Raw genomic sequence first — 24,278 nt, 5'->3', positions numbered from 1 at the left:
GGAAAAATCACATGTCTAAGCGCATCGACGTCAAGGACCTCAACGTCTACTACACCAACTTCCTGGCCGTGGAAGACGTCAGCATCGAAATCGAAGCCAAGTCGGTGACCGCCTTCATCGGTCCCTCCGGCTGCGGCAAGTCCACCTTCCTGCGCACGCTCAACCGCATGCACGAGGTCATCCCCGGCGGCCGCGTCGAAGGCGAGGTGCTCCTGGACGGGGACAACCTCTACGAATCCGGTGTCGACCCGGTGACGGTCCGCAGCCAGATCGGCATGGTCTTCCAGCGCCCCAACCCGTTCCCGACCATGTCCATCAAGGACAACGTGCTCGCCGGGGTCAAGCTGAACAACAAGAAGATCTCCCGCTCGGACGCCGACGCGCTGGTGGAGAAGTCGCTGCGCGGCGCCAACCTCTGGAACGAGGTCAAGGACCGCCTGGACAAGCCCGGATCCGGCCTCTCCGGCGGCCAGCAGCAGCGCCTGTGCATCGCCCGCACCATCGCGGTGAAGCCGCAGGTGATCCTCATGGACGAGCCGTGCTCGGCCCTGGACCCGATCTCCACGCTTGCCATCGAGGACTTGATCAACGAGCTCAAGAACGAATTCACCGTCGTGATCGTGACCCACAACATGCAGCAGGCCGCTCGCGTGAGCGACAAGACCGCCTTCTTCAACATCGCGGGCACCGGCAAGCCGGGCAAGTTGATCGAGTACGCCGACACCACCACGATTTTCTCAAACCCGGGTGTCAAGGCCACCGAGGACTACGTCTCGGGCCGCTTCGGATAATTCCTGACTGCACTCGCCGCAGTAAGATTCGCCCGGGACCGAACAGGTCCGGGGCGGTACCGGAAGGGGGATCTTCCGGGGATCCCTGGAGGGGGATCGCAACGGCGGAACCGCGCGCACGACTAGTGCTCGGGGTTCCGCCGTTGCCTTGTTTAACGCCCCGGGGCGGGGATTCCCGCGACCGGCGGGCGGAGCCGACGACCCCGCTGGCAGCCGACGGTTCGCAAGGCACCTGAGCGGTGCGTGTCCGGGCCCGGGGACGCATCGGAATCGACAAGTGCAGGTCGCCGGGGAGGATTGGCCGTCCGGGGCGACGCGGCAGGGCAGTTGAGGGGCGGGCGCGGCCGGGGCATCGGTCGGTCGCGGGCGGAGCCGGGCGGCGGATACGCCGAACCCGGCATGCCGACGCTAGCCGGTCAGCTCACCAGCGGGTGCATGGCCAGGCACAGGATTCCGCCGAGGAGCGCGCACACCACCGGGGTGGCCACCCAGTGCCGCAGCACGCGCTTGACCTGCCGCCACGTGACGGACTCGAATCGCTGGTTGGTTCCCGCCCCGACGATCGAGCTGGTGACCGCCTGGGTCGTGGAAATCGGCAGGTGGATCATCATGGCACCCACGAAGAGCATGGCGGCGGAGACCGACTGGGCCACCATGCCGCGCAGCGGGTCCAGATTGACCAGCCGGTAGGCGATGGTGTGGGCAATGCGCCAGCCGCCGAAGAGGACGCCTGCCGCCAGGGCGGTGGCGCCGAGCAGCTGGGGGCCGAGCATGATCGTTCCGGGTTGTGCCGCTCCGGCGGTCACCAGGGCCAGGGTCAGCATGGCACCGGTGCGCTGTCCGTCCTGCATTCCGTTGCCCAGGGCCACCGCACATGCCGAAATGGCCTGCCCGGCACGGGAACCCCCACTGACGTCCGAGGCGGTCGAATGGCGCACCAGCCAGGTGGCGGGGATGACCAGGACGTATGACACCACGAAGGCAAAGACCGGGGTGAAGAGCAGCGGCAACAGCACGCCGCCGGCAAGCATCCGCCAGGCGTTGTTCACCCCGTCGTCGCCCAGCAGTGCAGCGGCGCCTCCGGCGCCGGCAAGTGCGGAGACCAGGGAGTGCGTCGAGGACACCGGCAGCCCGCGCCACCAGCAATACAACGCCCAGGAGCCGCCCGCGAGCAGCGCGGACAGGAGCAGCGCCAGGCCGGGGACCCCGGAGGGGACATTCAGCTCGACGGCGGAGATCAGGTAGACGCCAAAGGTCGTGGAGAGCATGGTGCCAAGGAAGGTGAAGAACGCCGCCACCAGCACCGCGTAGGTGGGGCTGAGCGCCCGGTTGCGCACTGCGACGGCAATCGAGTTCGAGGCATCGCGGAACCCGTTGAGGAACGCGAAGGCACAGGTGAACACGAGCACCACGAGCATCATGAAGGATTGGCCCGTAACCACGCCCGACTCAGGATTCCTTGACCAGGACGCGTCCCAGGTGGTCGGCCACGGCTCGCAGGGACTGGGCGCAGGAATGGAACTGGTCGGCGACCGAGCGGTGGCGAATGATGGTTCCGGCCTTGTTCAGCTCTCCGATTTCGCCGAGCCAGGTTTGGTGGGTCCGGTGCGCCCGCTTGGAAATGCGCACCAATTCAAGCCAGACGTCTTCCAGGTCGTCCAGGCGCTGGAGCTGTCCCAACGCCTCGGTGGTGAGCTCGGTCTGGCGGCCAATGAGTTCGAGCTGCTCGGCGGCACGGTGCGAGAGGTGCCGATTGCCCAGGTGCGCAATGAGCACTCCGGCGCCGCTGAGCTGCTCTACCGCCTCGTGGAGCAGCCGCGAAAACGTGTAGACGTCCTCACGCGGCAAGGGGTTGACGTAGCTGGTGCGCAAATGCGTCAGCACCGCGTAATGCAGGTCGGTGGATCTGACCTCTGACGCGCTTAGCGCTTCCAGCTGCAGGGTTCGGTCGTCGCTGGAGCCCAGCATTTCCGAAAGAACCCCAACGCATAGGTTGACTTCGGAGGCCAGATCCCGCAGGAGTTCAAGGCCGCGCATGTCCGAAGGGAACAATCTAAACTTCACGAAGAAACCACCGGATGAAAAAGGAAAAAGCGGGACGGTGCCCAGTTTACGCATCGAAGGTGAACAAGCCCGCCCGGGGCGGTGTGAAGTGCATCCCCGTGCCGGGGCGAGCTGGTGAAGTTTGGCGGTGCCGAACCGGGAGCGCCTCTCGGCGGAAGGCCGCTCGTAGCGGCTGAAAGTTGGAGCCCGGGGCTGCCGCGGTCCGGCACCGTGAGTCCAGTTTTCTAGGAAACCGGCCCTCCTGTCAACACGATGGCGCCGTATTCGCGCTCGGCGTGAAGGAACTCTCAGTCCAGTTCCCCGCGCCTCCACGAGGCAGCGGCCGATTCCAGGTCCTCGGCTGTCTTCAACAGGGCGTGGGCGCGACTGGTCATCAGGGTGGCCCTGTCCGGATGGGAAGGTTCGGCGGCGTCCGCCTGTTCGGCCTGTCCCAGGGCAATGACACGGCAATAGGCCGCGGTGCGCTCCAGGGCCACGTCGAACTCGCCTTCAAAGGCCCCGGTGAGGATGGAGCTTGTCATGGTGCACAGCTCTTCTGCGCCCGGCGGTTCCGCTGCACCGGCAACCAATCGTTCGACCTGCGCCTGGCGGGCGCCTGCGGCGAAGAAGGAAGCCATGGCTTCGGGGTTGTTGACGGTCGCCGCCCGGATTGCGTAAAGCCGCCACAGGGCCCCGGGAAGCGAGCGTGCCGGTGCCTTGGACCAGAGCTCGGCAATGACTTCCAGGCCCTCGTCCTCCGCGAGCCTCACGAGTCGCTCGCGGACCGCAGGGTCCTCATTGAGCTTTCCGGCCTGCACCAGGGCGTGGGCAGAGAGGTGCGCTGCCTCGGATACGCGCGCCGGGTCGGCGCCGCCTTCAAAGGGATCGAAATCCATGGGTGCGAACGGTTTGGGTTTGTGGTGCCGGAATGTGGTTGCCGGGGGAGTCAATGCTGGGTGGCCCTTCATGGGCTAGAGGATACTCTGCCCGGCTGGATACTTACTCATCCTCTGGCCGGCGGAGCGTTCGGAAGGGTGCCTGCGTCCCGGCAGGCCGGCAGGCAGCATGCCCGCGCTGGGTGCTGGAGCTGCGAACCTTGGGCGGTCGGGAACCTGTTGGATCGGGCCGGCCTGTCCAAGCGGCGCCGGATTATCCGCTAATATGGTGTTGGCTAAGTGCCAAGCGCGCCTTTAGCTCAGTTGGTAGAGCACTGGACTTTTAATCCATTGGTCGCGGGTTCGACCCCCGCAGGGCGCACAGATTGATCCCCGTTCTCCTCGTGAGAATGGGGATTTTCTGTTTCTCCGATGATTCCACAACCTGGGGCCGATCCCTGGATTTCCCGAGCGGCCCAGATTTTGCGGCACCGGGGGTAGGTGACGCCGTTTTGCCGCTCAGTCGTTGGCAAGCAGGCTCCTCCCGGACACGCATTCCGTCCTATAAGTCCGTTGCGGTGATGTGGATTGCACCCCGAGGGTTTCTATTTCCCCCGCCGATCGAGCACGGCGAGGCCGGAGATTCACCGTTAGAGTCCCGGCCGGGATTGTCTGTCCAAGGCATTTCGAGCCCCGATTGAGGGCGGGATAAACGTGCAACAACACACCCCTTGCGCCATCGCTATTCAGTGCTACTATCTAGTGGTAGTTAGTTATGCAGAGTACCTAGGGGGAGAGTTTCATGGGCAAGCAAATGACCGAGATGCTCAAGGGAACGCTCGAGGGAATTGTCCTCGCGATCCTGGCCGTGCAGCCGGCTTACGGCTATGAGATCACGGCCCGGCTGCGCGACCAGGGTTTCTCCGACATCGTCGAGGGAACCGTCTACGCACTGCTGATCAGGATCGAAAAGCGCGGCCTCGTCGACGTGGAGAAAGTCCCGTCGGAAAAGGGCCCGCCGCGCAAGGTCTATTCGCTGAACGCATCGGGCGGCGAGTACCTCGAGGAGTTCTGGGGGACTTGGGGCTTCCTCGCGGAACGGATCGACAAGCTCCAGCACCACATCGAAAACACACAGGAAAAGGGAGAGTAGCCATGGCGGCAAAATGGATCGAACTGGTCACCGGATCGTTCGAAGACAAGAAGCGCTGGCGCCAGTACAAGGCCCGCAAGGAACAGCTCCCGGTGAGCTACCGAACCGCGATCGACGGGATCGAGCGCTACTTCATGTACGCCGGGTCGATCGTCAAGGGTGATGTCCTCATGCAGATGCTCGAGGACCTCGCCGACCTCATCGAGCGTGCCGCGACCGACGGCACCCCGATCCGCGACATCGTCGGGGATGACCCGGTGGAGTTCGCGGACACCTTCATCCAGAACTACTCGGACGGCCAGTGGATCAACAAGGAGCGCAAGCGCCTGAACGATGCCATTGACCAGTCCGTCGACGAGGCCTGAACACGCCCGGATACGGAGAACCCGACATGACCGCCAACCAAGTGCCAGAGCCCGCAATCCGGGTGCGGGGCATCGAGAAATCGTTCAAGGACCTGCCCGTGCTTCGGGGCGTGGACTTCGACGTGAGCGCCGGCAGCATTCTTGCACTGCTCGGCTCGAACGGCGCGGGCAAGACCACGCTGGTGCGGATCCTGTCCACGCTGCTGAAGGCCGACGCGGGCACCGCGAGGGTCAACGGCTTCGACGTGGCCGAGGCGCCCGGGGAGGTGCGCGAGTCCATCAGCCTGACGGGCCAGTTCGCCGCCGTCGATGAGGTGCTCACCGGCCGGGAGAACCTTGTGCTGATCGCCCAGCTGCGTCACCTGCAGGACCCCGCTGCGATCGCCGACGACTTGCTGGCCCGCTTCTCGCTCACCGAGGCCGGGAACCGCAGGGCGGCAACCTATTCGGGCGGCATGCGCCGCCGCCTGGACATCTCGATGAGCCTGATCGGCAACCCGCCGGTCATCTTCCTGGACGAGCCGACCACGGGCCTGGACCCGCAGGCGCGCATCGAGGTGTGGCAGACGATCCGGGAACTCGCCGCCGGCGGCACCACGGTGCTGCTCACCACGCAGTACCTCGACGAGGCCGAGCAGCTCGCCGACCGCATCGCAATCCTGCACGAGGGCACGATCATCCAGAACGGAACCCTCGCCGAGCTCAAGGCGCTCCTTCCGCCCGCCAGGGTCGAGTATGTCGAGAAGCAGCCATCCCTCGAAGAGGTCTTCCTGACCCTGGTTGGCGACACCGCAGAGGCCGCAACCGCCCCAAGAGGCGGAACCGCGCCCGCAGGAAAGGAAATCCGATGACCACCCACGTCCTGGCCGACACCGGCGTCCTCACCGGGCGCTCGCTGCGCCACATCCTGCGCAGCCCGGACACGATCATCACCACCGCGGTCACCCCGGTCGCGTTGATGCTCCTGTTCGTGTACGTATTCGGTGGCGCGATCGACACCGGATCGGGGCAGTCCTATGTCAACTACATGCTCCCCGGCATCCTGCTGATCACGATCGCCTCCGGCGTCGCGTACACCGCGTACCGCTTGTTCCTCGACATGCAGGGCGGCATCTTCGAGCGCTTCGCCTCCATGCCCATTGCGCGCTCGAGCGTGCTCTGGGCCCACGTGTTCACGTCCCTGACCGCGAACCTTCTCTCCGTTGCGGTGGTTCTCGGCGTTGCGCTGGCCATGGGTTTCCGCACCGGGGCGTCGCCGGGGGCGTGGCTCGCCGTCGCCGGCATCCTGGTCCTCTTCACCCTGTCGCTCACCTGGATCGCCGTGATCGCCGGGCTCTCGGCGAAGACAGTGGACGGGGCGAGCGCATTCAGCTACCCGCTGATCTTCCTCCCGTTCATCAGCTCCGCATTCGTGCCCACCGGCTCGATGCCCGGCCCCGTCGCCTGGTTTGCCGAGAACCAGCCGGTGACCTCCATCGTGGACACCGTCCGGGCCCTGTTCGCCGGGGAACCGGTTGGCGGCGACATCTGGGTCGCCCTGGCCTGGCTGCTCGGCATCCTGCTCATCGCCTACGGCGTCGCGATAGCCAAGTACCGCCGCAAGATCCGCTGATTCCCCTGGCGACGCGGTCTGTGGCATGTTGCCGCGGCCATCCTTCGCTATTTGCTCAGGCGCAAATGGCGTGCCAGGCGCCGCATGGAGCGTGCCGGCGGCGCCCCGCGGAGGGGCAGTAGCGCCAGTTTCAGGCGGTCCTCCACCGCGTCCCCGTCCAGCTGCGCGCCGATCGCGACGAGTCCTTCCTCGGTCGCGGCCCGATTCGGAGCGATGTGGATGTGGTGTCCGACGAGGTTGACGGTAAGGCCGCGCCTGGTGCGGCCATTGTCAACATGCACCGTGCCCTTGAGCCGGTACACGCCATCGGGCGGGGATTCGAGGAGGTCGACCAGGTTGCCCGGATCAATCGGTCCGGCCGCCGGCACCCACACCGCCTCGGCGTGCCGGTGGCCGGGCCGGCCGTGCTGCCGGCGGCTGAGCTCGGCCAGCGGCAGCTCGTTCTCGGGGTCGTGGTCCCGCGCCGCGTCGAAGACCAGGGCGGGATCGATGCGGCCGTGGGTGGTGACAAGAATGTGGGCGCGCCGGTTGCGCTCGCGCACGCGTTCGCTGATCCGATCGATGGTCGTCTCCCGCCGCGCGGCGGGCAGAAGGTCCGTCTTGTTGATGACCACAAGGCTCGCCGCAGCGAATCGCGCCGGGGGCTCGACGCCGGTGTCAACGGTGTCGAAATAGGCGCTGGCGTCGACGACATCCACCAGCCCGCCGGGGCGCACGTTTTCCGCCCCGCTGTAGCGGATCAACCTGCCGAGCGCGAGGGGTTCTGCCACGCCGCTGCCTTCCACGATCACGGCGTCCAGACGCAGGCGGGGATGCGTCAGCTTCCCCAGGACCTCGTCCAGCCCTCCGGAGTCCTCCAGGCAACAGACGCATCCTCCGGCAATGGAGGCCGCGGTGTCGACCTGTCCCGTCACCAGCCCCGCATCGACATTGACGGCACCGAAGTCATTGACCACAACGCCAACGCGGGCGCCCGGCCGCAACAGCAGGTGGTTCAGCACCGTTGTCTTTCCGGCACCTAAATGGCCGGTAAGCGCGATCACCGGGACCTGTTTGGCTGCCATGCACTCTCCTTCTCCGCGGCGGCCCGCCGCCCTTAGGCGAGAATCGTTCTCATCTAAATCCTATAGGCCCCGATCCCCGGTCGGGTGCCCGCGGGGACGCGGCCCGGCGGGCCCGCCACCGGGCGCTGCCTGGGCAACCCGGGCGAAATGTTGCGCAGCACACAGTGTCGCGGTTATCGTTGCAGCGTCAGGCGGAACGTTTCTGAAGTTCCTGCCGTCGCTCTAAAAATGGGCGAAATCCGGGTTCGTTGCCCGAAGACGAATATGGCCTTATTTCTTTTTGCTGCATTCGAAAGTCACAAAAAATGTCTACTGTTTCCGCTGCCGTTTCCCGCGCCCTTTTAACCTGCACTTCAGAGATCTTCGGTGTCATGGGGAACGGAAATGCCCACTTCCTTGACGCCGCCCTCCGCACCGGGTTCCGCTTTACCGCCGTGCGCCACGAGTCCGCCGCCGTCACCGCCGCCGACGCCTACTTCCGCATCACCGGAAAACCTGCCATCGCCACCACGACCTACGGTGCCGGCTTCAGCAACGCGATCACCCCGCTGGCGGAGGCCGCCAAGGCGAGGGTCCCGTTGGTGCTTCTGACCGGGGACCAACCCTCCGCCGGCCCCCGTCCCTGGGACATCGACCAGGCCGCCGTCAACGCGGCCGTGGGCGCCAAGACCTTCGTGGTGGATGCGCGGCGTCCGATGGCCATCGCCTTCGAGGCCGTCGCCCACGCCCTGCGCGAACGCACCGCGGTGGTGCTGTCGATTCCCTACGACCTGGTCGCCGACGAGGCGGCCGAGGAGGGCCCGCTCACGCTGGAGGACTTCGAGCTGGATCCCGGGTACCCCGCCGCGGCACCTCGGCTGCTCGCCCAGGCGGCCACGGCCCTGAACGAAGCCAAGCGCCCGCTGGTGCTGTATGGCCGCGGGGCGCGCCTGGCCGGTGCCGGCCAGGCGATTGCCGCGCTCGCCGACCGGCTGGGGGCGCTGAGCTCAAGCACGGTGCTCGCGGCCAACCTGCTCGCCGGCCGCCACGGGGACCTGGGCATCACCGGAGGGTTCTCCTCGGAGGAAACCGCTGACCTCATCCACGAGGCCGACGTGGTGCTGGTGCTCGGGGCGGGGCTGAACCAATTCACCACCCGCTTTGGGGAGCTTTTCAACGGCGGCGCGCAGGTCATCCAGGTCGATGTCGCCCCCGCGGCGACCAGCCCGCGGGTGGACGTGTTTATCCAGGCCGACGTGGCCGCGGTTGCCGATGCGTTGCTTCCCATGGTTCGCCGGCGCGACGGCGCGCGGCGCTGGGTGGAGTCGGCGGTCGACCGCCTCGGACGGGTCAACGAGCACGCCCCCGGGGACGACACGGCGCCGGACGGCCTGCTCGATCCGCGGGCGGTGGCACGTGCCCTGAACTCGATCATGCCCGCGGACCGCGTGGTGGTGCAGGACGGCGGACACTTCATCGGGTGGGGTCCCATGTACTGGGACGTCCCGGGGCCGCACGCGCTGAACCTGGTGGGCACCGCCTACCAGAGCATCGGGCTGGGCCTGGCCTCGGCCGTGGGCGCCGGCGCCGCGGCACCGGAATCCACCATCGTGCTGGCCAGCGGCGACGGCGGCTTCCTCATGGGCCTGGCCGACCTCGAATCGGTCATCCGCTCCGTGCGCAGCGGCATCATTGTCATCTACAACGACGTCGCCTACGGGGCCGAGATCCACCAATACGGGTCCATCGGGCTGCACGAGGGCCCCATGCTGATCCCGGAGGTCGACTTTGCCGCTGTGGCGCGCGGGCTCGGTGCCAAGGCCACCAAGGTCCGCACCCTGGAAGACCTTGCCGGGCTGCGGGAGTGGGTCGCCGAAGGTGCCGGCGGCGTATTTCTGGTGGACTGCCGCATTTCCCCGGAGGTGCGCGCCCCCTATATGGAGGAAGTCCTGGAGGCCAACCGCAGGGCCGCCGGCGTGCGGGGCTGAGCCCCGCGCGGGCGGGCGGCGGTTTCGCCTGAAGAAAAACCGCTGACTGGATAAAATGCAGACCTACCGGAACGTAGGTTCCGCCCCTAGGGTGGAGTCGTGCGACATTCGATCCGGACGGCCCTGGCCGCCGCAATACTCACCGCGTTCGCGGCAGCCGGGACCCTCCCGGCTGCCGCGCAGCCCGTGATGGAAGCGAGGTCGATCTCCGTGCACCCGCACTCGGCAGCCCCCATTCCCTACGCCGAAGGCCGCGAGGTGGTGGCACCGGCGCTGCGCGTGGCGACCTTCAATGCCTCGCTGAACCGCCCGCAGCCCGGGCAGCTTGCGGTGGACCTCTCCACGCCCCTGGACGCGCAGGCGCAGGCAGTGGCCGAGATCGTGCAGCGCAACGCGCCCGACGTGCTGCTGCTCAACGAGTTCGACTACGATCCGGACGGCGCAGCCGCGGAGGCGTTCAAAAGCAACTACCTGGCCCGCTCCCAGGGCGGCCAGCCTCCCATCGACTACCCGTACATGTATCTGGCCCCGTCCAACACCGGGATCCCCAGCGGCGCCGACCTGGACGGCGACGGCATCGTTGGCGGCCCCGCCGACGCGCTGGGCTACGGGGACTTCGAGGGACAGTACGGCATGGTGCTCTTCTCCAAGCACCCCATCGATGCCGCCAACGCGCGCACCTTCCAGACGTTCCTGTGGAAGGACATGCCCGACTCTCAGCTGCCGACCCTGCAGCATGGCGAATTGGTGCGCGGCGTGCTGCGCCTGCCCAGCAAGTCCATGTGGGACGTGCCGGTCACGGTGGGGGAGAAGACGATCCACGTGATCGCCGCCCACCCCACCCCGCCGGTCTTTGGCGGCCCGGAAAAGCGCAACCGGGCGCGCAACCACGACGAGATCCGGCTGCTCAACGACTACCTCGGCGGCGCGGGGCGCGGGGAGTACATCTACGACGATGCGGGCAGGCGCGGCGCCCTGGAGCCGGGCAGCGACTTCGTGGTGCTCGGGGACCTGAACTCCGATCCTGCCTCGGGGGAGTCGAACCCTGCGGCCATCTCGGAGCTGCTGGGCAACCCGGCGCTGGTTGACCCGCTGCCGTCCGCCGCGGAACACCCCGGGGATCCCGAACTCCGGGGCATTGCCGGAATCACCCGCAACGCCCTGGGCACCGCGGACTTCGGGCGCGGAAGCGCAGGGGTGTTGCGCGTGGACTACGTGCTGCCCTCGGCAACGCTGCCGGTGCGGGGTTCGGGTGTCTTTTGGCCAGGGGCCGGGCAGGAAGGTGCCGCACTTGTCACCGGGTGGCCACCGGCCAGCAGCGACCACCGGTTGGTCTGGGTCGACGTCACGGCAACCGACTGACCACAGGCAACGGCCGGGCCCCCGACGAAGATCGGGGGTCCGGCCGTTGCCGCGTGTGAGCGGGTTTGTCAGGAAACGCGGTGGTCGGGCCGCGACTCCTCGGCGCCCGCCGACGGCTGTTCCTCCGCGGCGGGAGCGCCGGCGGCGCTCAGGCGCCGGGAGCGGCGCTGGGCCAGGGCGTTGAGCACGCCGATGGCCACGGTGAGCCCCAGGGTGGCAAGCAGCTGGGTGCGGCTGGCCGGGTCGAAGAGCGCCAGCACCACGATGCCGGCGAGCATCACCAGCGCCAGGATCGAGAGATACGGGAAGAACGGCATCCGCACCGGAAGGTGGATGGATGGGTCCCGGTCCGCGCGGACGCGCAGGATGAGCTGCGAGAGCGCAATGAATCCCCAGGTGACCAGCAGCGTGGAACCCACGGCGTTGAGCAGCATCGGCATCACCAGGTCCGGGGCCAGGTAGTTCATGACCACCGCGATCGTGCACAGGATCACCGACGCGGTCACCGCCACATAGGGGGTCTTGTTCCGGTTGCGCACCTGGATGACCCGCGGGGCGATCCCGCGCTCGGAGAGCGAGAGCAACATGCGCGAGGCGGCATAGATGTTCGCGTTCATGGCCGAGAGCAGGGCGATGACCACCACCAGGGCCATGATCGAGTCGATCCACGGGATATGCGCGAAGGTGAGCACCGCGACGAACGGCGAGGCGGCAAGCTCCGGCGAGTACCAGGGCAGCACCGAGACCATCACCAGGGCCGAGCCCACGTAGAACACCAGCACGCGGAACAGCACGCCGCGCACGGCCTTGCGGATCGAGGTGCGCGGGTCGTCGCTTTCGGCCGCGGCAATGGCCACGATCTCGATGCCGCCAAAGGCGAAGATGACCATCAGCAGCCCGGCGCACAGGCCGACCACGCCGTTGGGCAGGAAGCCGTCGTGGGCGACGAGGTTGGAAAGCCCGGTGGCCGCCACCCCCGGCACCAGGCCGGCGATGATCGCCACGCCGATGCCCAGGAAGGCCACGATCGCGGCGACCTTCAGGAAGGAGAACCAGTACTCGAACTGTCCGAAGCGCGCCACGTTCGCCAGGTTCACGGCGGTCAGCAGCACCACGAAGACCAGCGACCAGGTGCCCTGGGAGACCCCGGGGAACCAGCCGCCGATGATGGCCGCGGCGCCGGTGGCCTCGGCGGCGATGACGATGACCCCCTGGATCCAGTAGAGCCAGCCGATGATCGCCCCGGCGTTGGGTCCCATGGCCTTGGCGGCATATACGGAGAAGGAGCCCGACGACGGGTTCGCCGCAGCCATCTCGCCGAGCATGTTCATGATCAGGATGACCAGGAAGCCGGCCAGCGCGAAGGCCAGGATGACGCTCGGTCCGGCCACGGCAACGGCCTGCCCGGAGCCGATGAACAGGCCGGCGCCAATGGCGCCGCCCAGGCCCATCATGGTGATCTGGCGGGTGTTCAGGCTCGCGGTCTTGGGGGCCGCGGCGTTGCTAGACATGGGCGGGGGCTTCCTGCAGTGCGGTGATGACGGCGGTGGCGATGGCCTCGTTGGCCTCGGCGGACCCGATGGAGATCCGGATGCCTTCCCCGGGGAATGCGCGGGCCCAGATGCCCGCGGCACGCAGCGCCACATCCACCGTCCCGGTGTCCGCTCCGGTGGAAAGCCAGATGAAGTTGGCCTGGGAATCGGTGACCTTGATTCCGGCGTCGCGCAGCGTGGCCAGCAGGGCCTCGCGGCCGGCAACCAGCTCGTCGATCCGCACCTGGAGCTCGTCCTCGTGTTCAAGGCTGAGCACCGCGGCGCGCTGGGCCAGGGCGGTGACGCCGAAGGGGACGGCGGTCTTGCGCAGGTTCGCCGCGACCTCGGGCGGCGCCACGGCGTAGCCGATGCGCAGCCCGGCCAAACCATAGGCCTTGGAGAAGGTGTGCAGCACCGCCACATTGGGATACCGGCGGAAGAAGTCCAGGCCGATGGCCGAACCGGCAGCGGTGTTGAAGTGGACGTAGGCCTCGTCGATGACGACCAGCACGTGGGCGGGGACCCTGGCCATGAAGGCGTCCACGGCCGCTGAGTCAACCACTGTTCCGGTCGGATTGTTGGGGTTGCAGATGAAGACCAGTGCGGTCCGCTCGGTGATGGCCTCGGCCATGGCTGCCAGGTCGTGGCCCCCGTTGGGATCCAAGGGAACCATCACCGGGGTTGCCCCGGCAACGTGGGTGAGGATCGGGTAGGCCTCGAACGAACGCCAGGCAAAGACGACCTCGTCGCCGGGATTGGTGGTCGCGTGGATCAGCTGGCCTGCAACCTCCACCGACCCGGCGCCCAGGGCGATCGTGTCAGGGTCAACGCCGAGGCGGGCGGACAGTGCTCCCACCAGTTCGGGGGCCGCGGCGTTGGGGTACTGGTTGATGGCGCCGAGTTCGGAGGCCAGCTGCGCAACGACGGAGTCCAGCGGCGGATAGGGGTTTTCGTTGGAGGAGAGCTTGAATGCCTTCTCTGCCGCACCCGGTGTCGCACCCTGCTTGTAGGCGGGGATCGAGTTCAGGGAACTGCGCTGGACAAGGGTCATGGGGGTGCCTCCGAAAAAATAAGCTGCTCGCACATCGCCGGTGACGTGACTCACAAAAGCTACGAAAATGAGCTCCGGCAGGTCAACTGCCCGGCAAAACACCGCACAAGATGTACATAAAGGCCGGTGCGTGTCGTGAATCACTGGACATTGTGCCCAATGTTTTATCTCGCCGCATTCAGCGTACCGCCATTGCGCAGGGAGCTGCTGCGCGAGCGCTTGCCGGGCTCAATTGGCACCTCGGGATGAAGGGTCGCGGCATCCCGCGCCAACGGGATGACCCGGTTCTCGAAGTGCGTTGCCAACACGATGGAGGAGGCGGAGCGGCCCATGCCCTCGGTCGCGGAAATCGCGTCGATCACCCGCTGCAGGTCGGCGGTGGAGCGCGCCACGATCTTCACCAGGAAGTCGCTTGACCCCGAGACGGTGTGCAGTTCGAGGATCTCGGGGATCTGCGCCAGCTTTTCGGCCATGCCGTCGTGGCCCAGGTTCTGCTGGATCTGCAGCGAGCAGAATGCGGCAACGGGGTATCCCATTGCCGCAGGATCGATCTGCGGGGCAATGCGCGTGATCACCCCGGATTCATGCAGCCGGTTCAACCGGTTCTGCACGGTGCCGCGGGCCACTCCCAGCCGCTTGGAGCACTCCATGACCCCGATGCCGGGAAAGTCGGTGAACAACTCGATCAGCGACACGTCCAACGAATCGATTCTCATGGGCCCCAGTATGCGACTCCGGCGGCCATGCGCGCTAATCGGCCCGCCACCCGCACGCGCTAGGGTGGGCCCATGGACGAGGGAATCTATTCCCGGCCGGAGGGCCGGAGGGCGGGCACAGACCTGGTCATGATGCTGCATGGCTACGGCTCCAATCCCGAGCGGATGACCGGCTGGTTCGGCGAGCTTCCGCCGCACGCCACCGGGGTCGCGTTGCGGGGGCCGATGGAGGTCGGCGGGGACCGGGGCTGGTTCCTGCTGGACTACTTCCTGGCCAACGACTTTGCCCGGGTCGTCTCCGCCGCACAGCTCGTGTTCGACTGGCAGGACAAATACGCCAGGGGCTACCGCTCGATCAGCCTGCTGGGCCATTCGCAGGGAATGGCCATGGCCACCACGCTGCACCGGCTGCGTCCCGGAGGCTACGCCACGATCACCGGACTCAGCGGCTTCGTCCTCTCCAACGAGTTGCTCTCCCTCACGGATGTTGCCCCGGAGCCCGGGAAGGCCGTCCCGTTTTTCTGGGGGCGGGATCCGTACGACCTGGTGATCAACCCGGATGCCGTCGCATACACGGGGCAGTGGCTCGGGGAATACACCGCGCTGACGTCGCGCACCTACCCGGAGATGGGCCACGGCTTCGGTGCCGAGGAGCGGCGCGACGTGCGCAGCTTCTTTGGGCATTACCTCGCTGCCGATCGCACCGTGTGATTCCGGGCGGCGGAAGCCGCAATCAACCGGATGGTTGATCCGGGCGGGGCTGCGTCCGGGCAAAGTGGATGGTGAGATGCGGCAAGGTCCGGGCCCGAGGGGCTTGCCTGCATGACCATCATTTTCCCGGGCACCAGCGAAAGGAACCACACCGCCATGATGCGCTTGATGTACACGGCATTTGTCTTTGGAATCACCGGGGTGCTCTCGGGCCTCTACTACCGCGAACTGACCAAGATCAACGACCTCGCGGATCGCTCGGCTTCCCAGTTGCCACTGGTTCACACCCACCTGCTGGTGCTCGGCTTTGTGTTCCTGCTCATCGTGTTGGCGCTGGAGCGGCTCTTCGCCATTTCCGCTGCCGCGCCGCGCGCATTCGCCTGCTTCTACTGGCTCTGGACTGTCGGCGTCGCGGTGACAGGAAGCATGATGCTCATCAAGGGGACGCTCGTGGTGGTGGGCAAGGATGCGAGCTCGGCCGCCTTCGCCGGGATTGCCGGTTTGGGGCACATCTCGTTGACCGCTGCGGTCATCGTCCTGTTTGTTGCCTTGCGGGCTGCCCTCAAGACCGCTGAATCCTCCGGGGCGTCCGCGCCGGCGCTCGCCGGCCGCTAGCCGAAATAAGACGGGCTGCGGCGCCCGGGGCGCTATGGAATATTTACTGCTTGCTCAGCGACACGCCATGACTGGACGCCCCAGCCCCCCCATGCGACCTCAAATACCGAGAGACCGATACGACAGGGCCTTGGTCTTCCGGATTTTGAACTGCATCGAGCATGAACGCAATCCGCCGCCAGGCCGCGGAAATGGAGTGCAAACGCGGTCTCCCAAACTTTCCCCTTTCCGCAGGAAGCCTTGGCTTATTCTTTCTGACGGCATACGCCCAGCGGCGATTTGCTTACGTCGACAGCGCTGTACCCATAGAGTGGGACCAGGATGAAAAAGAACCCCATTACCTCCAGTGTCATCGGCCCGGACGGCAAGCCCAAGCCCGGGGTGCAGAGCGCCGTCATGAAGGCCGTCAGCGTCCAGCGACCCCTGGTCTTGGCCTACTTGCGCCGCCTGCGCCGCAAACATCCGGACCGCACCGCGGCGGAACTGGCCAAGCTGGTCGAACGCGACTACCTGCTGGCCATCACCGGATCCGGCGCGGCGGTTGGAGCCACGGCGGCCATCCCCGGCGTCGGAACCGTTGCCGCCCTGGGGTTCTCGGCGGCGGCGACCGTTGGCTTCCTTGAGGCCAGTGCCCTCTACGCCCAGTCGCTGGCCGAACTGCACGGCATCACCACCGAGGACCCGGACAAGGCCCGGCTGCTGGTCATGGCGATTCTCATGGGCGACGAGGGAAGCTCGATGATTTCCGCCCTCACGCACCAGGTCGCCGGACGCGGTGCAGGGCCCGTCCAGGGGTGGGCGGCAATGTTCGGGGCCAATAAGCCTTCCACCCTGTGGGCGACCATGCAGGGCACCATGCAACGCACGTTCCTGAAGAAGATGCTTGCCACCCAGGGGGCTTCGATGCTCGGGCGAGTCGTTCCCTTTGGCATCGGTGCGGCGGTTGGCGGATTCGGCAACCGGTTCCTGGGCAAGAAGGTCATCGAGGCGGCGTCGCTTGCCTTTGGCACCCTGCCGACCACCATCCCCGGGCAATTGGTCAGCGAGGGAGAGCGCCTGGAGGCGCTCGCCGAGGTTGAAGCCGGAATAGAGGCAGAGCGGCGGCGCCGCGGAACCAGTCTTGAAGGCGGCGAGAAAAGCTAACGCAGCAGGGCGTTGGCCACGGCGAAAATGGACAGCCCGGCCAGGGAGCCCACGACGGTTCCGTTGATCCGGATGAATTGCAGGTCCCGTCCGACCTGGAGCTCGATTTTTTCGCTGGTTTCCTTGCCGTCCCAGCGGGCGACGGTGTCGGTGATCAACGACGTGATCTGGCCGCTGTAGTTTTCCACGACGTAGACCACTGCGTTTGCCACCCAGCCGTTGACCTTCGCGGCCAGCCGGGCATCATCACGCAACCGCGCGCCGAGGTCGCGGATCGCGGCAATCATCGACCTGCGCAGCTCGGACCCCGGGTTCTCCATGGCGTCGATGAGCGCGGCCTTGATGGAGGACCAGCTCGTGGCCGCCAATTCACGCAATTGCGCATCGCCGAACAGGGAATGCTTCATGGCCTCGACCTTGGCAATCATTTCCTCGTCGGACTGCATGTCGGCGGCAAACCTCTCCAGCCACCGGTCGATGCTCCGGCGCATGGAATGATGCGGGTCGTTCCGCACCGACTGGACATATTTTTGCAATTCGCGATGCAGCTTTTCGCCCAACAGCGTGTCAACCATCGCCGGGACCCAGGTGGGAGAGCGCTCGGCAACCAGCGAAACGACCATCCCGCGGTTGTCTGCCACCCATTGCCCGGCCCGTTCTGCCAGCAGGTCCACGGCCGGTTTGTGGTGCCCGTCGGCAATCACGCGTTCCATGATCCGGCCCAGCGTCGATGACCACTCGGGGGCCAGCATGTGTTTCTTGGCGAGGGACTCCAGCAGCGCCAGGACATCCTCGTCATCCAGGACCTCCAGCGCCGCCCCGATGACGGTGGAGACCTCCTGGGCAACCCGGGTTGCAGATTCCTCCTTGGCAAGCCAGCCGCCGACGCTGCGCGAGACGTCGAATTGCTCCAGCTTGGTGCCGACGACGTCCCGGGACAGGAAGTTCTCCTGGACAAATTGCCCCAGGCTTTCGCCGATCTGGTCCTTCTTGCGCGGAATGATCGCCGTGTGCGGGATCTTCAGCCCCATCGGGTGCTTGAACAAAGCCGTGACGGCAAACCAGTCCGCCAGGGCGCCGACCATTCCGCCCTCGGCGGCCGCTCGCACGTATTCAAGCCAGGGATAGTTGTGCTGCAGGGCGAAGGCCACGGCAAAGATCACCGCCATGATGACCAGCAACCCGGTGGCAAGGCGTTTCATCTTGCGCAGCGCGATCATCTTGGCTGCGTCGTTGACGGGGGCAAGGCTGAACCCGGTTGACGTCATGGTCTGCGGCTCCCTTGGCCTGGACATGCGGATGGAACAGGTTCCAACGATAGTTCACGCAGCAACGGGCGCGGCAAGCGGCGCGGGCTCCGGGCACGGCGGTAGCGTAAAAGGCATGCGAACCCTTGTCTACGCCCACCGTGGTTCCTCCAAGGCCTACGCGGAGAACACGCGCGCCGCGTACATGCAGGCCCTGGTGGACGGGGCGGACGGTATCGAATGCGACATCCACCTGAGTTCCGACGGATTTGTGGTCTGCCACCATGACCCGACGGTGGACAGGACCTCGGACTCCAGCGGACGGGTGGGGGAAAAGACCCTGACCGAGCTGAAGTCGCTTGATTTCTCCTCCTGGAAGAACCCCCGGATACCCCCTGCCTACGGGAAGCTTCGGGAGCAATTGGTGACGCTGCGCGAATTGGTGGCGCTCCTGAAGGATGCAGGCCGCCCCGTGGGCCTGGCCGTGGAGGTCAAGCATCCCAGTCCCTATGGCCGGCAGCTGGAAGAGGCAATGATCGCCGAGTTGCGGGCCATGGGGTGGGAGCCGGAAACCTCCATGCTGGGCGAGATCTACGTTTCGTTCATGAGCTTTGACCCCGGCTCGGTGCGCTACCTGATGGAACGGATCGATCCGGTGCATGTCTGCCAGCTGGTCACCGAGGTCGACGAGGAATGGATCGACGAACTGGTCAAGGCAGGGGAGAGCGACCGCGCCGGGGTGGCTGCGGTGTTGGCCAGTGCCATGACAGAGGGTGTGGAGTTGTTGAATTCCGGGGTTCCGCAATTGGCGGGTCCGGGGGTCGCCTACATGCGCAAGCATCCGCGGGTAGTCGATGGCTGGCTGGCCCGCGGGGCAACCTTCCGGGTCTGGACGGTGGATGACCCCGAGGACGCCAGTTACCTGGTTGGCCGCGGCGTCACGCAGCTGACCAGCAACGTCCCGGCGCTCATCAAGGCGCACCTCGGCCTGGACTAGGACATGCGCGCGGATGCGCCGGGCGCGGGGCACGTGCGGGCGTAGACTCGCCGCGTGGAGCAACAACTGAACGCATACTATTTCGACACCTACCTGTTCGAGGCCGACGCGACCGTCATTGCCGCCGGGCATGACGACGGGGGCGAGCCGTGGATTGCGGTAAGCCCGAACATCTTCCACCCGCGCGGCGGCGGACAAATGGAGGACTCCGGCACCGTTGATGGCCGCGAGGTTGCGGTAGGCCGCCTCGATGACGGGCTGGTGGTACTCACCGGTGCGGGGAAGCCTGCGGTGGGATCCATGGTGCGCACGGCGGTAGACGCGGACACGCGGCTCCTGCACGCCGCCCTGCACACTGCCGGACACCTGCTGGGTTTCCTGGGAGAGGAACGCGGGTGGCGGCACCGCGGACACAGCCACTTCCCGGGCCAGGCGCGACTGGACTTCCACCCGGAGTCCGTCGCCGAGGACCTCGTTGCGGCGCAGGCGCGCGAGCTGGTCGTTGGCGGGATCCAGGAACGGCTCGATGCCCTGGTGGCAACGAAGGCTCCCGTCACGAGCAGCCTCGACGAGGACGGCGTCCGCACCGTGGTGATCGCCGGGGTCAGCGCGGAGGCATGCGGCGGCACCCACGTCCGCGACCTCGGCGCCCTGCGGGGCGCCCGGGTCCTGGATGCCAAGGTCAAGCGCGGAGCGCTCAAGGTGCGATACGAGGCAACGCACGACTGACCCGTGCCCCCGGGCTGCGCAACGGCAGGCGCGGGGCGTTGAAACGCCGCGCCCACCACTAAGCTTGACGACGTGCCACTGCAAATGACTCCCGCCATCAAGACGGCCCTCTCGATCTCCGTCGCAACGGGACTGTATGGCATTTCCTATGGCGCCCTGGGCATCGCCGCCGGCCTGAACCTCTGGCAGGTTGTGGCGCTGAGCCTGCTCATGTTTACCGGAGGCTCGCAATTTGCCTTTATTGGCGTGATTGCCGGTGGCGGCGGCCCCGGAGCGGCCTTCGGTGCGGCCACGCTGTTGGGCGTGAGAAATGCCGTCTACGGCATGCAGGTCAAGGCAATGCTCAGGCCGCGCGGGCTCAAGAAGCTTGCCGCCGCGCAGGTGACCATCGATGAATCCACGGCCACCGCCGCCGGACAGAGCGATCCCGGCGAGCAAAGGCTCGGGTTCTGGGTTGCCGGGATCGGCGTATACGTGTTGTGGAATATCTTTACGGTCGTGGGCGCGCTGCTGGGCGACGCGCTGGGGGACCCGAAAGCCTGGGGCCTCGACGGAGCGGCCGTGGCCGCCTTCCTGGGCCTCCTTTGGCCTCGCCTGAAATCCGCAGAGCCGGTTGCCATCGCCTCGGTCTGCGCGCTTGCCACGGTCCTGGCGATCCCGCTGGTGCCACCGGGCGTGCCGATCCTGGTGGCCGCCGTCGTCGCAGGGGTCTGGGGCTTCTTCGGCCGGGGACCGGCCACCGAAGGGCTCGAACCGGATGTCGAGCCGCACAACATCCCGAAGGGTGACCGATGAGTGAATTGTGGTGGTGGATCCTTGCCGGTTGCGCCGCGGCCTATGGGATCAAGCTCCTGGGGTACCTGGTCCCGGAGAAAATCCTCGAAAACGAGCGGGCGACCCGCGCCGCGGGCGCCCTGACCATTGGGCTGCTTGCCTCCCTGACCATCGTCAACACGGTCGCCAGCGGAAGCAGCGTGGAATTCGACGCCAGGCTTGCGGCCTTGGCTGCGGCCGCAGTCGCACTGCTGTTGCGCGCACCTTTCCTGGTGGTGGTCATTGCCGGCGCCGGGGCGGCCGCGCTGGTGCGTTATCTGGGCTGGGCCTGAACCGGCCGCGGTGCGCCCGATTCCTACTTCTGCGGCCCCGCTGCTCCGGGGTCCGTGGAATAGACGAGCGTCGAGTACGTATTGCCGGGCTCGAGCGCCATTGACACTTTGCTCGGCCGCACCTCGGCGGTGACGGGGATGTCGACGGTGGCAATATTCCTGTCGCAGGGGACCACCAGACCGTCCGCGTGGTCCAGGGAAAGTCGCAGATTGCCTTCGCCTTGGCAGACGGCAACCACGGTCAGCCGGGTTCCCCGGTAGGTGCCGAGCTCAGCGGTTGCCATGACCTGGGCGTGGTCGTCCGATCCCATGCCCATGAGTACCTGGGCATCGCCGGGAACCAAGGTCAAGAGGTCCTCCAGCACGGCCGCGGAGGAGGAGACCGCCGGCGGTTGCGTCGAAGCGGCACACCCGCACATGGCACACGCCAGGCCAAGTGCCGCGCCGACCCGTATGAGCTGTCCCAAGTTCCCGCCCCCAAACTTTGTCACGTGGATCGAGCTTCGCAGAGCCCTTGGCACTTGGCAAGGAAAATGCCAAGGGTTTGCGCCGCAAGTCTTTTTCGCGATGCCGACAAGTGACATGTCGGGGCGGCGGTGGCAAAGTGGAAGCATGATTGTTGCCTTTTCCGTAGCCCCCAGCACCGACAACTCCGATGGATCGGTCCACGATGCAGTGGCCGCCGCCGTCAAGGTCGTCCGCGAGTCGGGCCTGCCCAACTCCACCTCCTCGATGTTCACCGAGTTGGAGGGCGAGTGGGACGAGGTCATGGATGTGGTCAAGCGCGCCACCGAGGCCGTTGCCGCCTATGGCTCGCGCGTTTCGCTCGTCCTGAAGGCCGACATCCGGCCCGGCTACAGCGGGGAGATCACCGGAAAGATCGAGCGTCTGGAAAAGGCCATTAGCGAGCAGGAGTAGCAACAATGGACACCTCGGCGACCTCCGCCAGCCCCGTCGACGTCGACAGATTCCTTGTGGAAAAGCTGCTTGCCCCGGAACCGGAAATGGCGGCGGCCCGCGAGCGCGCGCACCAGGCGGGGCTTCCCCGGATTGAGGTCAGCGAGGTGCAGGGCAAGTTCCTGATGCTGCTGGCGCAGATCGCGGGAGCCAAGCGGGTGCTGGAAATCGGAACCCTTGGCGGCTATTCCACCACCTGGCTGGCGCGCGGGGTGGGCCCCGACGGGCACGTGACCACCTGCGAATTCGAGCCGCTGCATGCCCGGGTGGCCGCGGACAACCTGGCCGCCTGCGGGGTCGAGGACCGGGTGGAAATCCGCATTGGCGCCGCCCTCGACACCCTCGACGCGCTTTTGGCCGAGGACGGGGAACCCTTTGACCTGTTCTTCATCGATGCCGACAAGGAAAACAACGCCCACTACATCGACCTGGCGATCATGCTGGGACGTCCGGGCAGCGTCATCGTGGTGGACAACGTGGTGCGCGAGGGAGCGGTCCTGGAGGACGGGGATCCGCTCACCGATGCCGGCCGCCTGGTCAATGGCGTGCGGCGCGGGATCGACGCGCTGGGTGCCAACCCGCGCGTGGATGCCACGGCGCTCCAGACCGTGGGCGTCAAGGGCTGGGACGGTTTTGCCATGGCGGTCGTCCGCTAGCGGCGCCAGGTGCGCCCGCCGCACCGCGGCCACCCGTTGAGGTGCATCACGGCTTTCGTCGCCCGGCCCCCGAAGCACATAGGCTTGCCCCTGTGACTACAGAGCCCTATGCCATTCGCCTTGCCGTGCCCGAAGACATCCCTGCCGCACTTCAGATGAAGCTGAAGGCCTGGGAAGAGGCCTATGGCAGCCAACGGCCCGCATCATTCTTTGCCAATGCCCGCGCCGCCCTTGAACAGCAGGCCGACTGGTGGATCCGCGGGCTGGCCCAGGGTGCCGAGCTGTGGATTGCCACCGACACCGCCGGGGACATCGTCGGGGTCGCCGGCGGCGGCCCGGCAGCCGACGACGACGCGGACACCGGGATCGGCATCGAATTGCAGCTGCTCTACGTCCTGGCCGCCCACCACGGCACCGGGCTGGGCGGCCAGCTGCTTGAGGCCGTGCTGGGGGACCGTGCCGCGGTGCTCTGGGTCCTCGAGCACAACCCGCGCGCCCACGCCTTCTATGCCAAGCACGGATTTGCCGCCGACGGCAGGGTCGAGGCACTCGCCGACGACTGGAGCGGACTGAACGAGCTCCGCATGGTCCGCCGTGGCGCACACCGTGGCTAAGGGCAAGAACAAGCGCGCCAAGAACGCCTCCGCTGTCCAGGCCGACGCCCCCGCGGCGCCCCAGGACGGCCCCGTCGAGGGGATCTACCCCATCGACACCGGCACCGCCGAACTGGAACGCGACCACTATTCGCCCACCGGCTGGCTGCTGCGGATCAACGACGTCCCCTCCTCGCACGTTGACCTTGCCGCGCCGGGGCACCTGGACTTCGAATACATGCGCTGGATCGCGGCCCTCATCCGCTCCCGCTTCAACCCGGCGCAGGTCGAGGCGCAGGGGCACAAGCTGCGCGCCCTGCACCTGGGCGGCGGTGCCTGTTCCATGGCGCGCTGGGCGTCGGTGACCTACCCCAATGCCCGCCAGGTCGTGGTGGAGCTGGACGGCAAGCTCGCCGCCCTGGTGCGGGCCTGGTTCGACCTGCCGCGCGCCCCGCTGCTGCGCATCCGCGTCGGGGAGGCAGGCGCAGTGCTTGCAACGCTCACCGACGCCACGCGCGACCTGGTCATCCGCGACGTCTTCGCCGGGGACCAGACGCCGCGGGACCTGACCACCCTGGCCTTCACCGCGCATGCGGCCCGGGTGCTGGACGAGACGGGCCTGTATGTGGTCAATTGCGGGGACACCCCGGCGCTGGAAAACGCCCGGCGCGAGGCAGCCACCATCGGCGCGGTCTTCAAGCACGTGGCCATCGTGGCGGACCCGACCATGCTCAAGGGCAGGCGCCACGGAAACGTCATCATTGCCGGCTCCAACGCGCCGATCCCGGCGGGCCCGGAGTTCATCCGCGAACTGCTCGGCGGCGGCGTCCCCGCCCAACACTGGGACGACGCCACGGTGCGCACCTTCGCGCGCCACGCCACCGCGGTGTAGCGATGCGGCAGGGCCAGGCCCGGCAGCGGGTGCCGGCCCGCCGCCCACTATAGGCTTGGATCCACTGCGCCGACGTTTCGCGGCACCCATCCCACCCCCGT

Annotated in this window: 27 protein-coding genes and 1 tRNA gene; 19 read left to right on the top strand and 9 right to left on the bottom strand. The window is 66.9% G+C overall.

All coding sequences use genetic code 11. From position 1 onward, the window contains the following. Positions 1–11: 11 nt before the first annotated feature. The gene (gene pstB / locus KRR55_RS10215) at positions 12–791 is read left to right on the top strand and encodes a phosphate ABC transporter ATP-binding protein PstB (RefSeq protein ID WP_217388970.1); all 780 of its coding nucleotides are present in this window, start codon (positions 12–14) and stop codon (positions 789–791) included. Between the two features lie 416 nt (positions 792–1,207). Here pstB and KRR55_RS10210 read toward each other — a convergent pair whose 3' ends face one another. The 3 genes from KRR55_RS10210 to KRR55_RS10200 all read right to left on the bottom strand — a co-directional run bounded on the left by KRR55_RS10210 (position 1,208) and on the right by KRR55_RS10200 (position 3,802). Further along, on the bottom strand, positions 1,208–2,233 hold the full coding sequence (locus KRR55_RS10210; protein ID WP_217388969.1) for an inorganic phosphate transporter: 1,026 nt from the start codon (positions 2,231–2,233) through the stop codon (positions 1,208–1,210). 7 nt (positions 2,234–2,240) lie between these two features. Next, positions 2,241–2,828 (bottom strand): hypothetical protein, encoded by a 588-nt coding sequence (locus KRR55_RS10205; protein WP_254456048.1) that lies wholly within the window; start codon positions 2,826–2,828, stop codon positions 2,241–2,243. Between the two features lie 314 nt (positions 2,829–3,142). After that, positions 3,143–3,802: a hypothetical protein gene (locus KRR55_RS10200; protein ID WP_217388967.1), complete on the bottom strand. Its 660-nt coding sequence runs from the start codon at positions 3,800–3,802 to the stop codon at positions 3,143–3,145. A gap of 216 nt (positions 3,803–4,018) precedes the next feature. Between KRR55_RS10200 and KRR55_RS10195 the strand changes: the two genes are divergently transcribed. The 5 genes from KRR55_RS10195 to KRR55_RS10175 all read left to right on the top strand — a co-directional run bounded on the left by KRR55_RS10195 (position 4,019) and on the right by KRR55_RS10175 (position 6,839). Then, a tRNA-Lys gene (locus KRR55_RS10195) sits at positions 4,019–4,091 on the top strand. A gap of 420 nt (positions 4,092–4,511) precedes the next feature. Then, positions 4,512–4,862 carry a PadR family transcriptional regulator gene (locus KRR55_RS10190; protein WP_217388966.1) on the top strand — a complete coding sequence of 117 codons (351 nt, stop codon included), beginning with the start codon at positions 4,512–4,514 and terminating at the stop codon, positions 4,860–4,862. Between the two features lie 2 nt (positions 4,863–4,864). Then, complete coding sequence (locus KRR55_RS10185; RefSeq protein WP_217388965.1) at positions 4,865–5,227, top strand: DUF1048 domain-containing protein; 363 nt, start codon at positions 4,865–4,867, stop codon at positions 5,225–5,227. 26 nt (positions 5,228–5,253) lie between these two features. Then, on the top strand, positions 5,254–6,078 hold the full coding sequence (locus tag KRR55_RS10180) for an ABC transporter ATP-binding protein (RefSeq protein WP_254456047.1): 825 nt from the start codon (positions 5,254–5,256) through the stop codon (positions 6,076–6,078). After that, positions 6,075–6,839 (top strand): ABC transporter permease, encoded by a 765-nt coding sequence (locus KRR55_RS10175; RefSeq protein ID WP_217388964.1) that lies wholly within the window; start codon positions 6,075–6,077, stop codon positions 6,837–6,839. The genes KRR55_RS10180 and KRR55_RS10175 overlap by 4 nt, the downstream gene beginning before the upstream one ends. Before the next feature lie 47 nt (positions 6,840–6,886). Here the strand turns inward: KRR55_RS10175 and KRR55_RS10170 are convergent, their stop codons facing one another. Further along, positions 6,887–7,903 carry a CobW family GTP-binding protein gene (locus KRR55_RS10170; RefSeq protein ID WP_217388963.1) on the bottom strand — a complete coding sequence of 339 codons (1,017 nt, stop codon included), beginning with the start codon at positions 7,901–7,903 and terminating at the stop codon, positions 6,887–6,889. A gap of 305 nt (positions 7,904–8,208) precedes the next feature. Here KRR55_RS10170 and KRR55_RS10165 point away from each other — a divergent pair, with 305 nt between their 5' ends. Continuing rightward, a complete protein-coding gene (locus tag KRR55_RS10165) occupies positions 8,209–9,870 on the top strand; it encodes a thiamine pyrophosphate-binding protein (protein ID WP_217388962.1) in 1,662 nt (553 codons plus the stop codon). A gap of 99 nt (positions 9,871–9,969) precedes the next feature. Next, on the top strand, positions 9,970–11,232 hold the full coding sequence (locus tag KRR55_RS10160) for an endonuclease/exonuclease/phosphatase family protein (RefSeq protein WP_217388961.1): 1,263 nt from the start codon (positions 9,970–9,972) through the stop codon (positions 11,230–11,232). Positions 11,233–11,300: 68 nt separating this feature from the next. Here KRR55_RS10160 and KRR55_RS10155 read toward each other — a convergent pair whose 3' ends face one another. The 3 genes from KRR55_RS10155 to KRR55_RS10145 form a co-directional block, all read right to left on the bottom strand. Continuing rightward, entirely contained in the window at positions 11,301–12,743 is a 1,443-nt protein-coding gene (locus tag KRR55_RS10155; RefSeq protein WP_217388960.1) for an amino acid permease, read from the bottom strand. Next, positions 12,736–13,815 carry a histidinol-phosphate transaminase gene (gene hisC / locus KRR55_RS10150; protein ID WP_217388959.1) on the bottom strand — a complete coding sequence of 360 codons (1,080 nt, stop codon included), beginning with the start codon at positions 13,813–13,815 and terminating at the stop codon, positions 12,736–12,738. The genes KRR55_RS10155 and hisC overlap by 8 nt, the downstream gene beginning before the upstream one ends. Before the next feature lie 164 nt (positions 13,816–13,979). Then, positions 13,980–14,531, bottom strand: a complete 552-nt coding sequence (locus KRR55_RS10145; RefSeq protein ID WP_217388958.1) for an Lrp/AsnC family transcriptional regulator — start codon at positions 14,529–14,531, stop codon at positions 13,980–13,982. Between the two features lie 72 nt (positions 14,532–14,603). Between KRR55_RS10145 and KRR55_RS10140 the strand changes: the two genes are divergently transcribed. The 3 genes from KRR55_RS10140 (at position 14,604) to KRR55_RS10130 (ending at position 17,000) form a co-directional block, all read left to right on the top strand. Beyond that, complete coding sequence (locus tag KRR55_RS10140) at positions 14,604–15,242, top strand: alpha/beta hydrolase (RefSeq protein ID WP_217388957.1); 639 nt, start codon at positions 14,604–14,606, stop codon at positions 15,240–15,242. A gap of 111 nt (positions 15,243–15,353) precedes the next feature. Next, the gene (locus KRR55_RS10135) at positions 15,354–15,857 is read left to right on the top strand and encodes a DUF2871 family protein (RefSeq protein ID WP_217388956.1); all 504 of its coding nucleotides are present in this window, start codon (positions 15,354–15,356) and stop codon (positions 15,855–15,857) included. A 321-nt stretch (positions 15,858–16,178) separates the two neighbouring features. Beyond that, the gene (locus KRR55_RS10130) at positions 16,179–17,000 is read left to right on the top strand and encodes a hypothetical protein (RefSeq protein ID WP_217388955.1); all 822 of its coding nucleotides are present in this window, start codon (positions 16,179–16,181) and stop codon (positions 16,998–17,000) included. Here the strand turns inward: KRR55_RS10130 and KRR55_RS10125 are convergent. Continuing rightward, entirely contained in the window at positions 16,997–18,268 is a 1,272-nt protein-coding gene (locus tag KRR55_RS10125) for a DUF445 domain-containing protein (RefSeq protein WP_217388954.1), read from the bottom strand. The genes KRR55_RS10130 and KRR55_RS10125 overlap by 4 nt on opposite strands. A gap of 115 nt (positions 18,269–18,383) precedes the next feature. Between KRR55_RS10125 and KRR55_RS10120 the strand changes: the two genes are divergently transcribed. The 4 genes from KRR55_RS10120 (at position 18,384) to KRR55_RS10105 (ending at position 21,079) form a co-directional block, all read left to right on the top strand. Next, positions 18,384–19,244, top strand: a complete 861-nt coding sequence (locus tag KRR55_RS10120; RefSeq protein WP_217388953.1) for a glycerophosphodiester phosphodiesterase — start codon at positions 18,384–18,386, stop codon at positions 19,242–19,244. A 54-nt stretch (positions 19,245–19,298) separates the two neighbouring features. Continuing rightward, positions 19,299–19,973: an alanyl-tRNA editing protein gene (locus tag KRR55_RS10115; RefSeq protein WP_217388952.1), complete on the top strand. Its 675-nt coding sequence runs from the start codon at positions 19,299–19,301 to the stop codon at positions 19,971–19,973. An 84-nt stretch (positions 19,974–20,057) separates the two neighbouring features. Beyond that, positions 20,058–20,768: an AzlC family ABC transporter permease gene (locus KRR55_RS10110; RefSeq protein ID WP_217389005.1), complete on the top strand. Its 711-nt coding sequence runs from the start codon at positions 20,058–20,060 to the stop codon at positions 20,766–20,768. Next, complete coding sequence (locus tag KRR55_RS10105) at positions 20,765–21,079, top strand: AzlD domain-containing protein (protein ID WP_217388951.1); 315 nt, start codon at positions 20,765–20,767, stop codon at positions 21,077–21,079. Before KRR55_RS10110 ends, KRR55_RS10105 begins: the two co-directional genes overlap by 4 nt. A 23-nt stretch (positions 21,080–21,102) precedes the next feature. On the opposite strand, the gene KRR55_RS10100 is transcribed toward KRR55_RS10105, so the two are convergent. Further along, complete coding sequence (locus KRR55_RS10100) at positions 21,103–21,546, bottom strand: hypothetical protein (RefSeq protein ID WP_217388950.1); 444 nt, start codon at positions 21,544–21,546, stop codon at positions 21,103–21,105. 145 nt (positions 21,547–21,691) lie between these two features. Here KRR55_RS10100 and KRR55_RS10095 point away from each other — a divergent pair, with 145 nt between their 5' ends. The 4 genes from KRR55_RS10095 to KRR55_RS10080 all read left to right on the top strand — a co-directional run bounded on the left by KRR55_RS10095 (position 21,692) and on the right by KRR55_RS10080 (position 24,177). Further along, positions 21,692–21,997, top strand: coding sequence for a thiamine-binding protein (locus KRR55_RS10095; RefSeq protein ID WP_217388949.1), 306 nt, complete (start codon positions 21,692–21,694; stop codon positions 21,995–21,997). 5 nt (positions 21,998–22,002) lie between these two features. Next, the gene (locus tag KRR55_RS10090) at positions 22,003–22,692 is read left to right on the top strand and encodes an O-methyltransferase (protein ID WP_217388948.1); all 690 of its coding nucleotides are present in this window, start codon (positions 22,003–22,005) and stop codon (positions 22,690–22,692) included. A gap of 92 nt (positions 22,693–22,784) precedes the next feature. Further along, positions 22,785–23,306, top strand: a complete 522-nt coding sequence (locus KRR55_RS10085; RefSeq protein ID WP_217388947.1) for a GNAT family N-acetyltransferase — start codon at positions 22,785–22,787, stop codon at positions 23,304–23,306. Further along, positions 23,299–24,177, top strand: coding sequence for a spermidine synthase (locus KRR55_RS10080; RefSeq protein WP_217388946.1), 879 nt, complete (start codon positions 23,299–23,301; stop codon positions 24,175–24,177). Before KRR55_RS10085 ends, KRR55_RS10080 begins: the two co-directional genes overlap by 8 nt. Positions 24,178–24,278 lie beyond the last annotated feature (101 nt).

It is taken from the genome of Paeniglutamicibacter quisquiliarum, from assembly GCF_019084045.1.
Taxonomy (GTDB): domain Bacteria; phylum Actinomycetota; class Actinomycetes; order Actinomycetales; family Micrococcaceae; genus Paeniglutamicibacter; species Paeniglutamicibacter quisquiliarum.
This window is presented reverse-complemented; position numbering and strand designations above follow the sequence as displayed.

Bases quoted from the DNA above. Each gene is read 5' to 3' on its own strand.
- pstB (WP_217388970.1), top strand. From the start codon at position 12: ATGTCTAAGCGCATCGACGTCAAGGACCTCAACGTCTACTACACCAAC.
- KRR55_RS10205 (WP_254456048.1), bottom strand. From the start codon at position 2,828: ATGCGCGGCCTTGAACTCCTGCGGGATCTGGCCTCCGAAGTCAACCTA.
- KRR55_RS10200 (WP_217388967.1), bottom strand. From the start codon at position 3,802: ATGAAGGGCCACCCAGCATTGACTCCCCCGGCAACCACATTCCGGCAC.
- KRR55_RS10190 (WP_217388966.1), top strand. From the start codon at position 4,512: ATGGGCAAGCAAATGACCGAGATGCTCAAGGGAACGCTCGAGGGAATT.
- KRR55_RS10185 (WP_217388965.1), top strand. From the start codon at position 4,865: ATGGCGGCAAAATGGATCGAACTGGTCACCGGATCGTTCGAAGACAAG.
- KRR55_RS10180 (WP_254456047.1), top strand. From the start codon at position 5,254: ATGACCGCCAACCAAGTGCCAGAGCCCGCAATCCGGGTGCGGGGCATC.
- KRR55_RS10175 (WP_217388964.1), top strand. From the start codon at position 6,075: ATGACCACCCACGTCCTGGCCGACACCGGCGTCCTCACCGGGCGCTCG.
- KRR55_RS10170 (WP_217388963.1), bottom strand. From the start codon at position 7,903: ATGGCAGCCAAACAGGTCCCGGTGATCGCGCTTACCGGCCATTTAGGT.
- KRR55_RS10165 (WP_217388962.1), top strand. From the start codon at position 8,209: ATGTCTACTGTTTCCGCTGCCGTTTCCCGCGCCCTTTTAACCTGCACT.
- KRR55_RS10155 (WP_217388960.1), bottom strand. From the start codon at position 12,743: ATGTCTAGCAACGCCGCGGCCCCCAAGACCGCGAGCCTGAACACCCGC.
- hisC (WP_217388959.1), bottom strand. From the start codon at position 13,815: ATGACCCTTGTCCAGCGCAGTTCCCTGAACTCGATCCCCGCCTACAAG.
- KRR55_RS10145 (WP_217388958.1), bottom strand. From the start codon at position 14,531: ATGAGAATCGATTCGTTGGACGTGTCGCTGATCGAGTTGTTCACCGAC.
- KRR55_RS10140 (WP_217388957.1), top strand. From the start codon at position 14,604: ATGGACGAGGGAATCTATTCCCGGCCGGAGGGCCGGAGGGCGGGCACA.
- KRR55_RS10135 (WP_217388956.1), top strand. From the start codon at position 15,354: ATGACCATCATTTTCCCGGGCACCAGCGAAAGGAACCACACCGCCATG.
- KRR55_RS10130 (WP_217388955.1), top strand. From the start codon at position 16,179: ATGAAAAAGAACCCCATTACCTCCAGTGTCATCGGCCCGGACGGCAAG.
- KRR55_RS10125 (WP_217388954.1), bottom strand. From the start codon at position 18,268: ATGACGTCAACCGGGTTCAGCCTTGCCCCCGTCAACGACGCAGCCAAG.
- KRR55_RS10120 (WP_217388953.1), top strand. From the start codon at position 18,384: ATGCGAACCCTTGTCTACGCCCACCGTGGTTCCTCCAAGGCCTACGCG.
- KRR55_RS10110 (WP_217389005.1), top strand. From the start codon at position 20,058: ATGACTCCCGCCATCAAGACGGCCCTCTCGATCTCCGTCGCAACGGGA.
- KRR55_RS10105 (WP_217388951.1), top strand. From the start codon at position 20,765: ATGAGTGAATTGTGGTGGTGGATCCTTGCCGGTTGCGCCGCGGCCTAT.
- KRR55_RS10095 (WP_217388949.1), top strand. From the start codon at position 21,692: ATGATTGTTGCCTTTTCCGTAGCCCCCAGCACCGACAACTCCGATGGA.
- KRR55_RS10090 (WP_217388948.1), top strand. From the start codon at position 22,003: ATGGACACCTCGGCGACCTCCGCCAGCCCCGTCGACGTCGACAGATTC.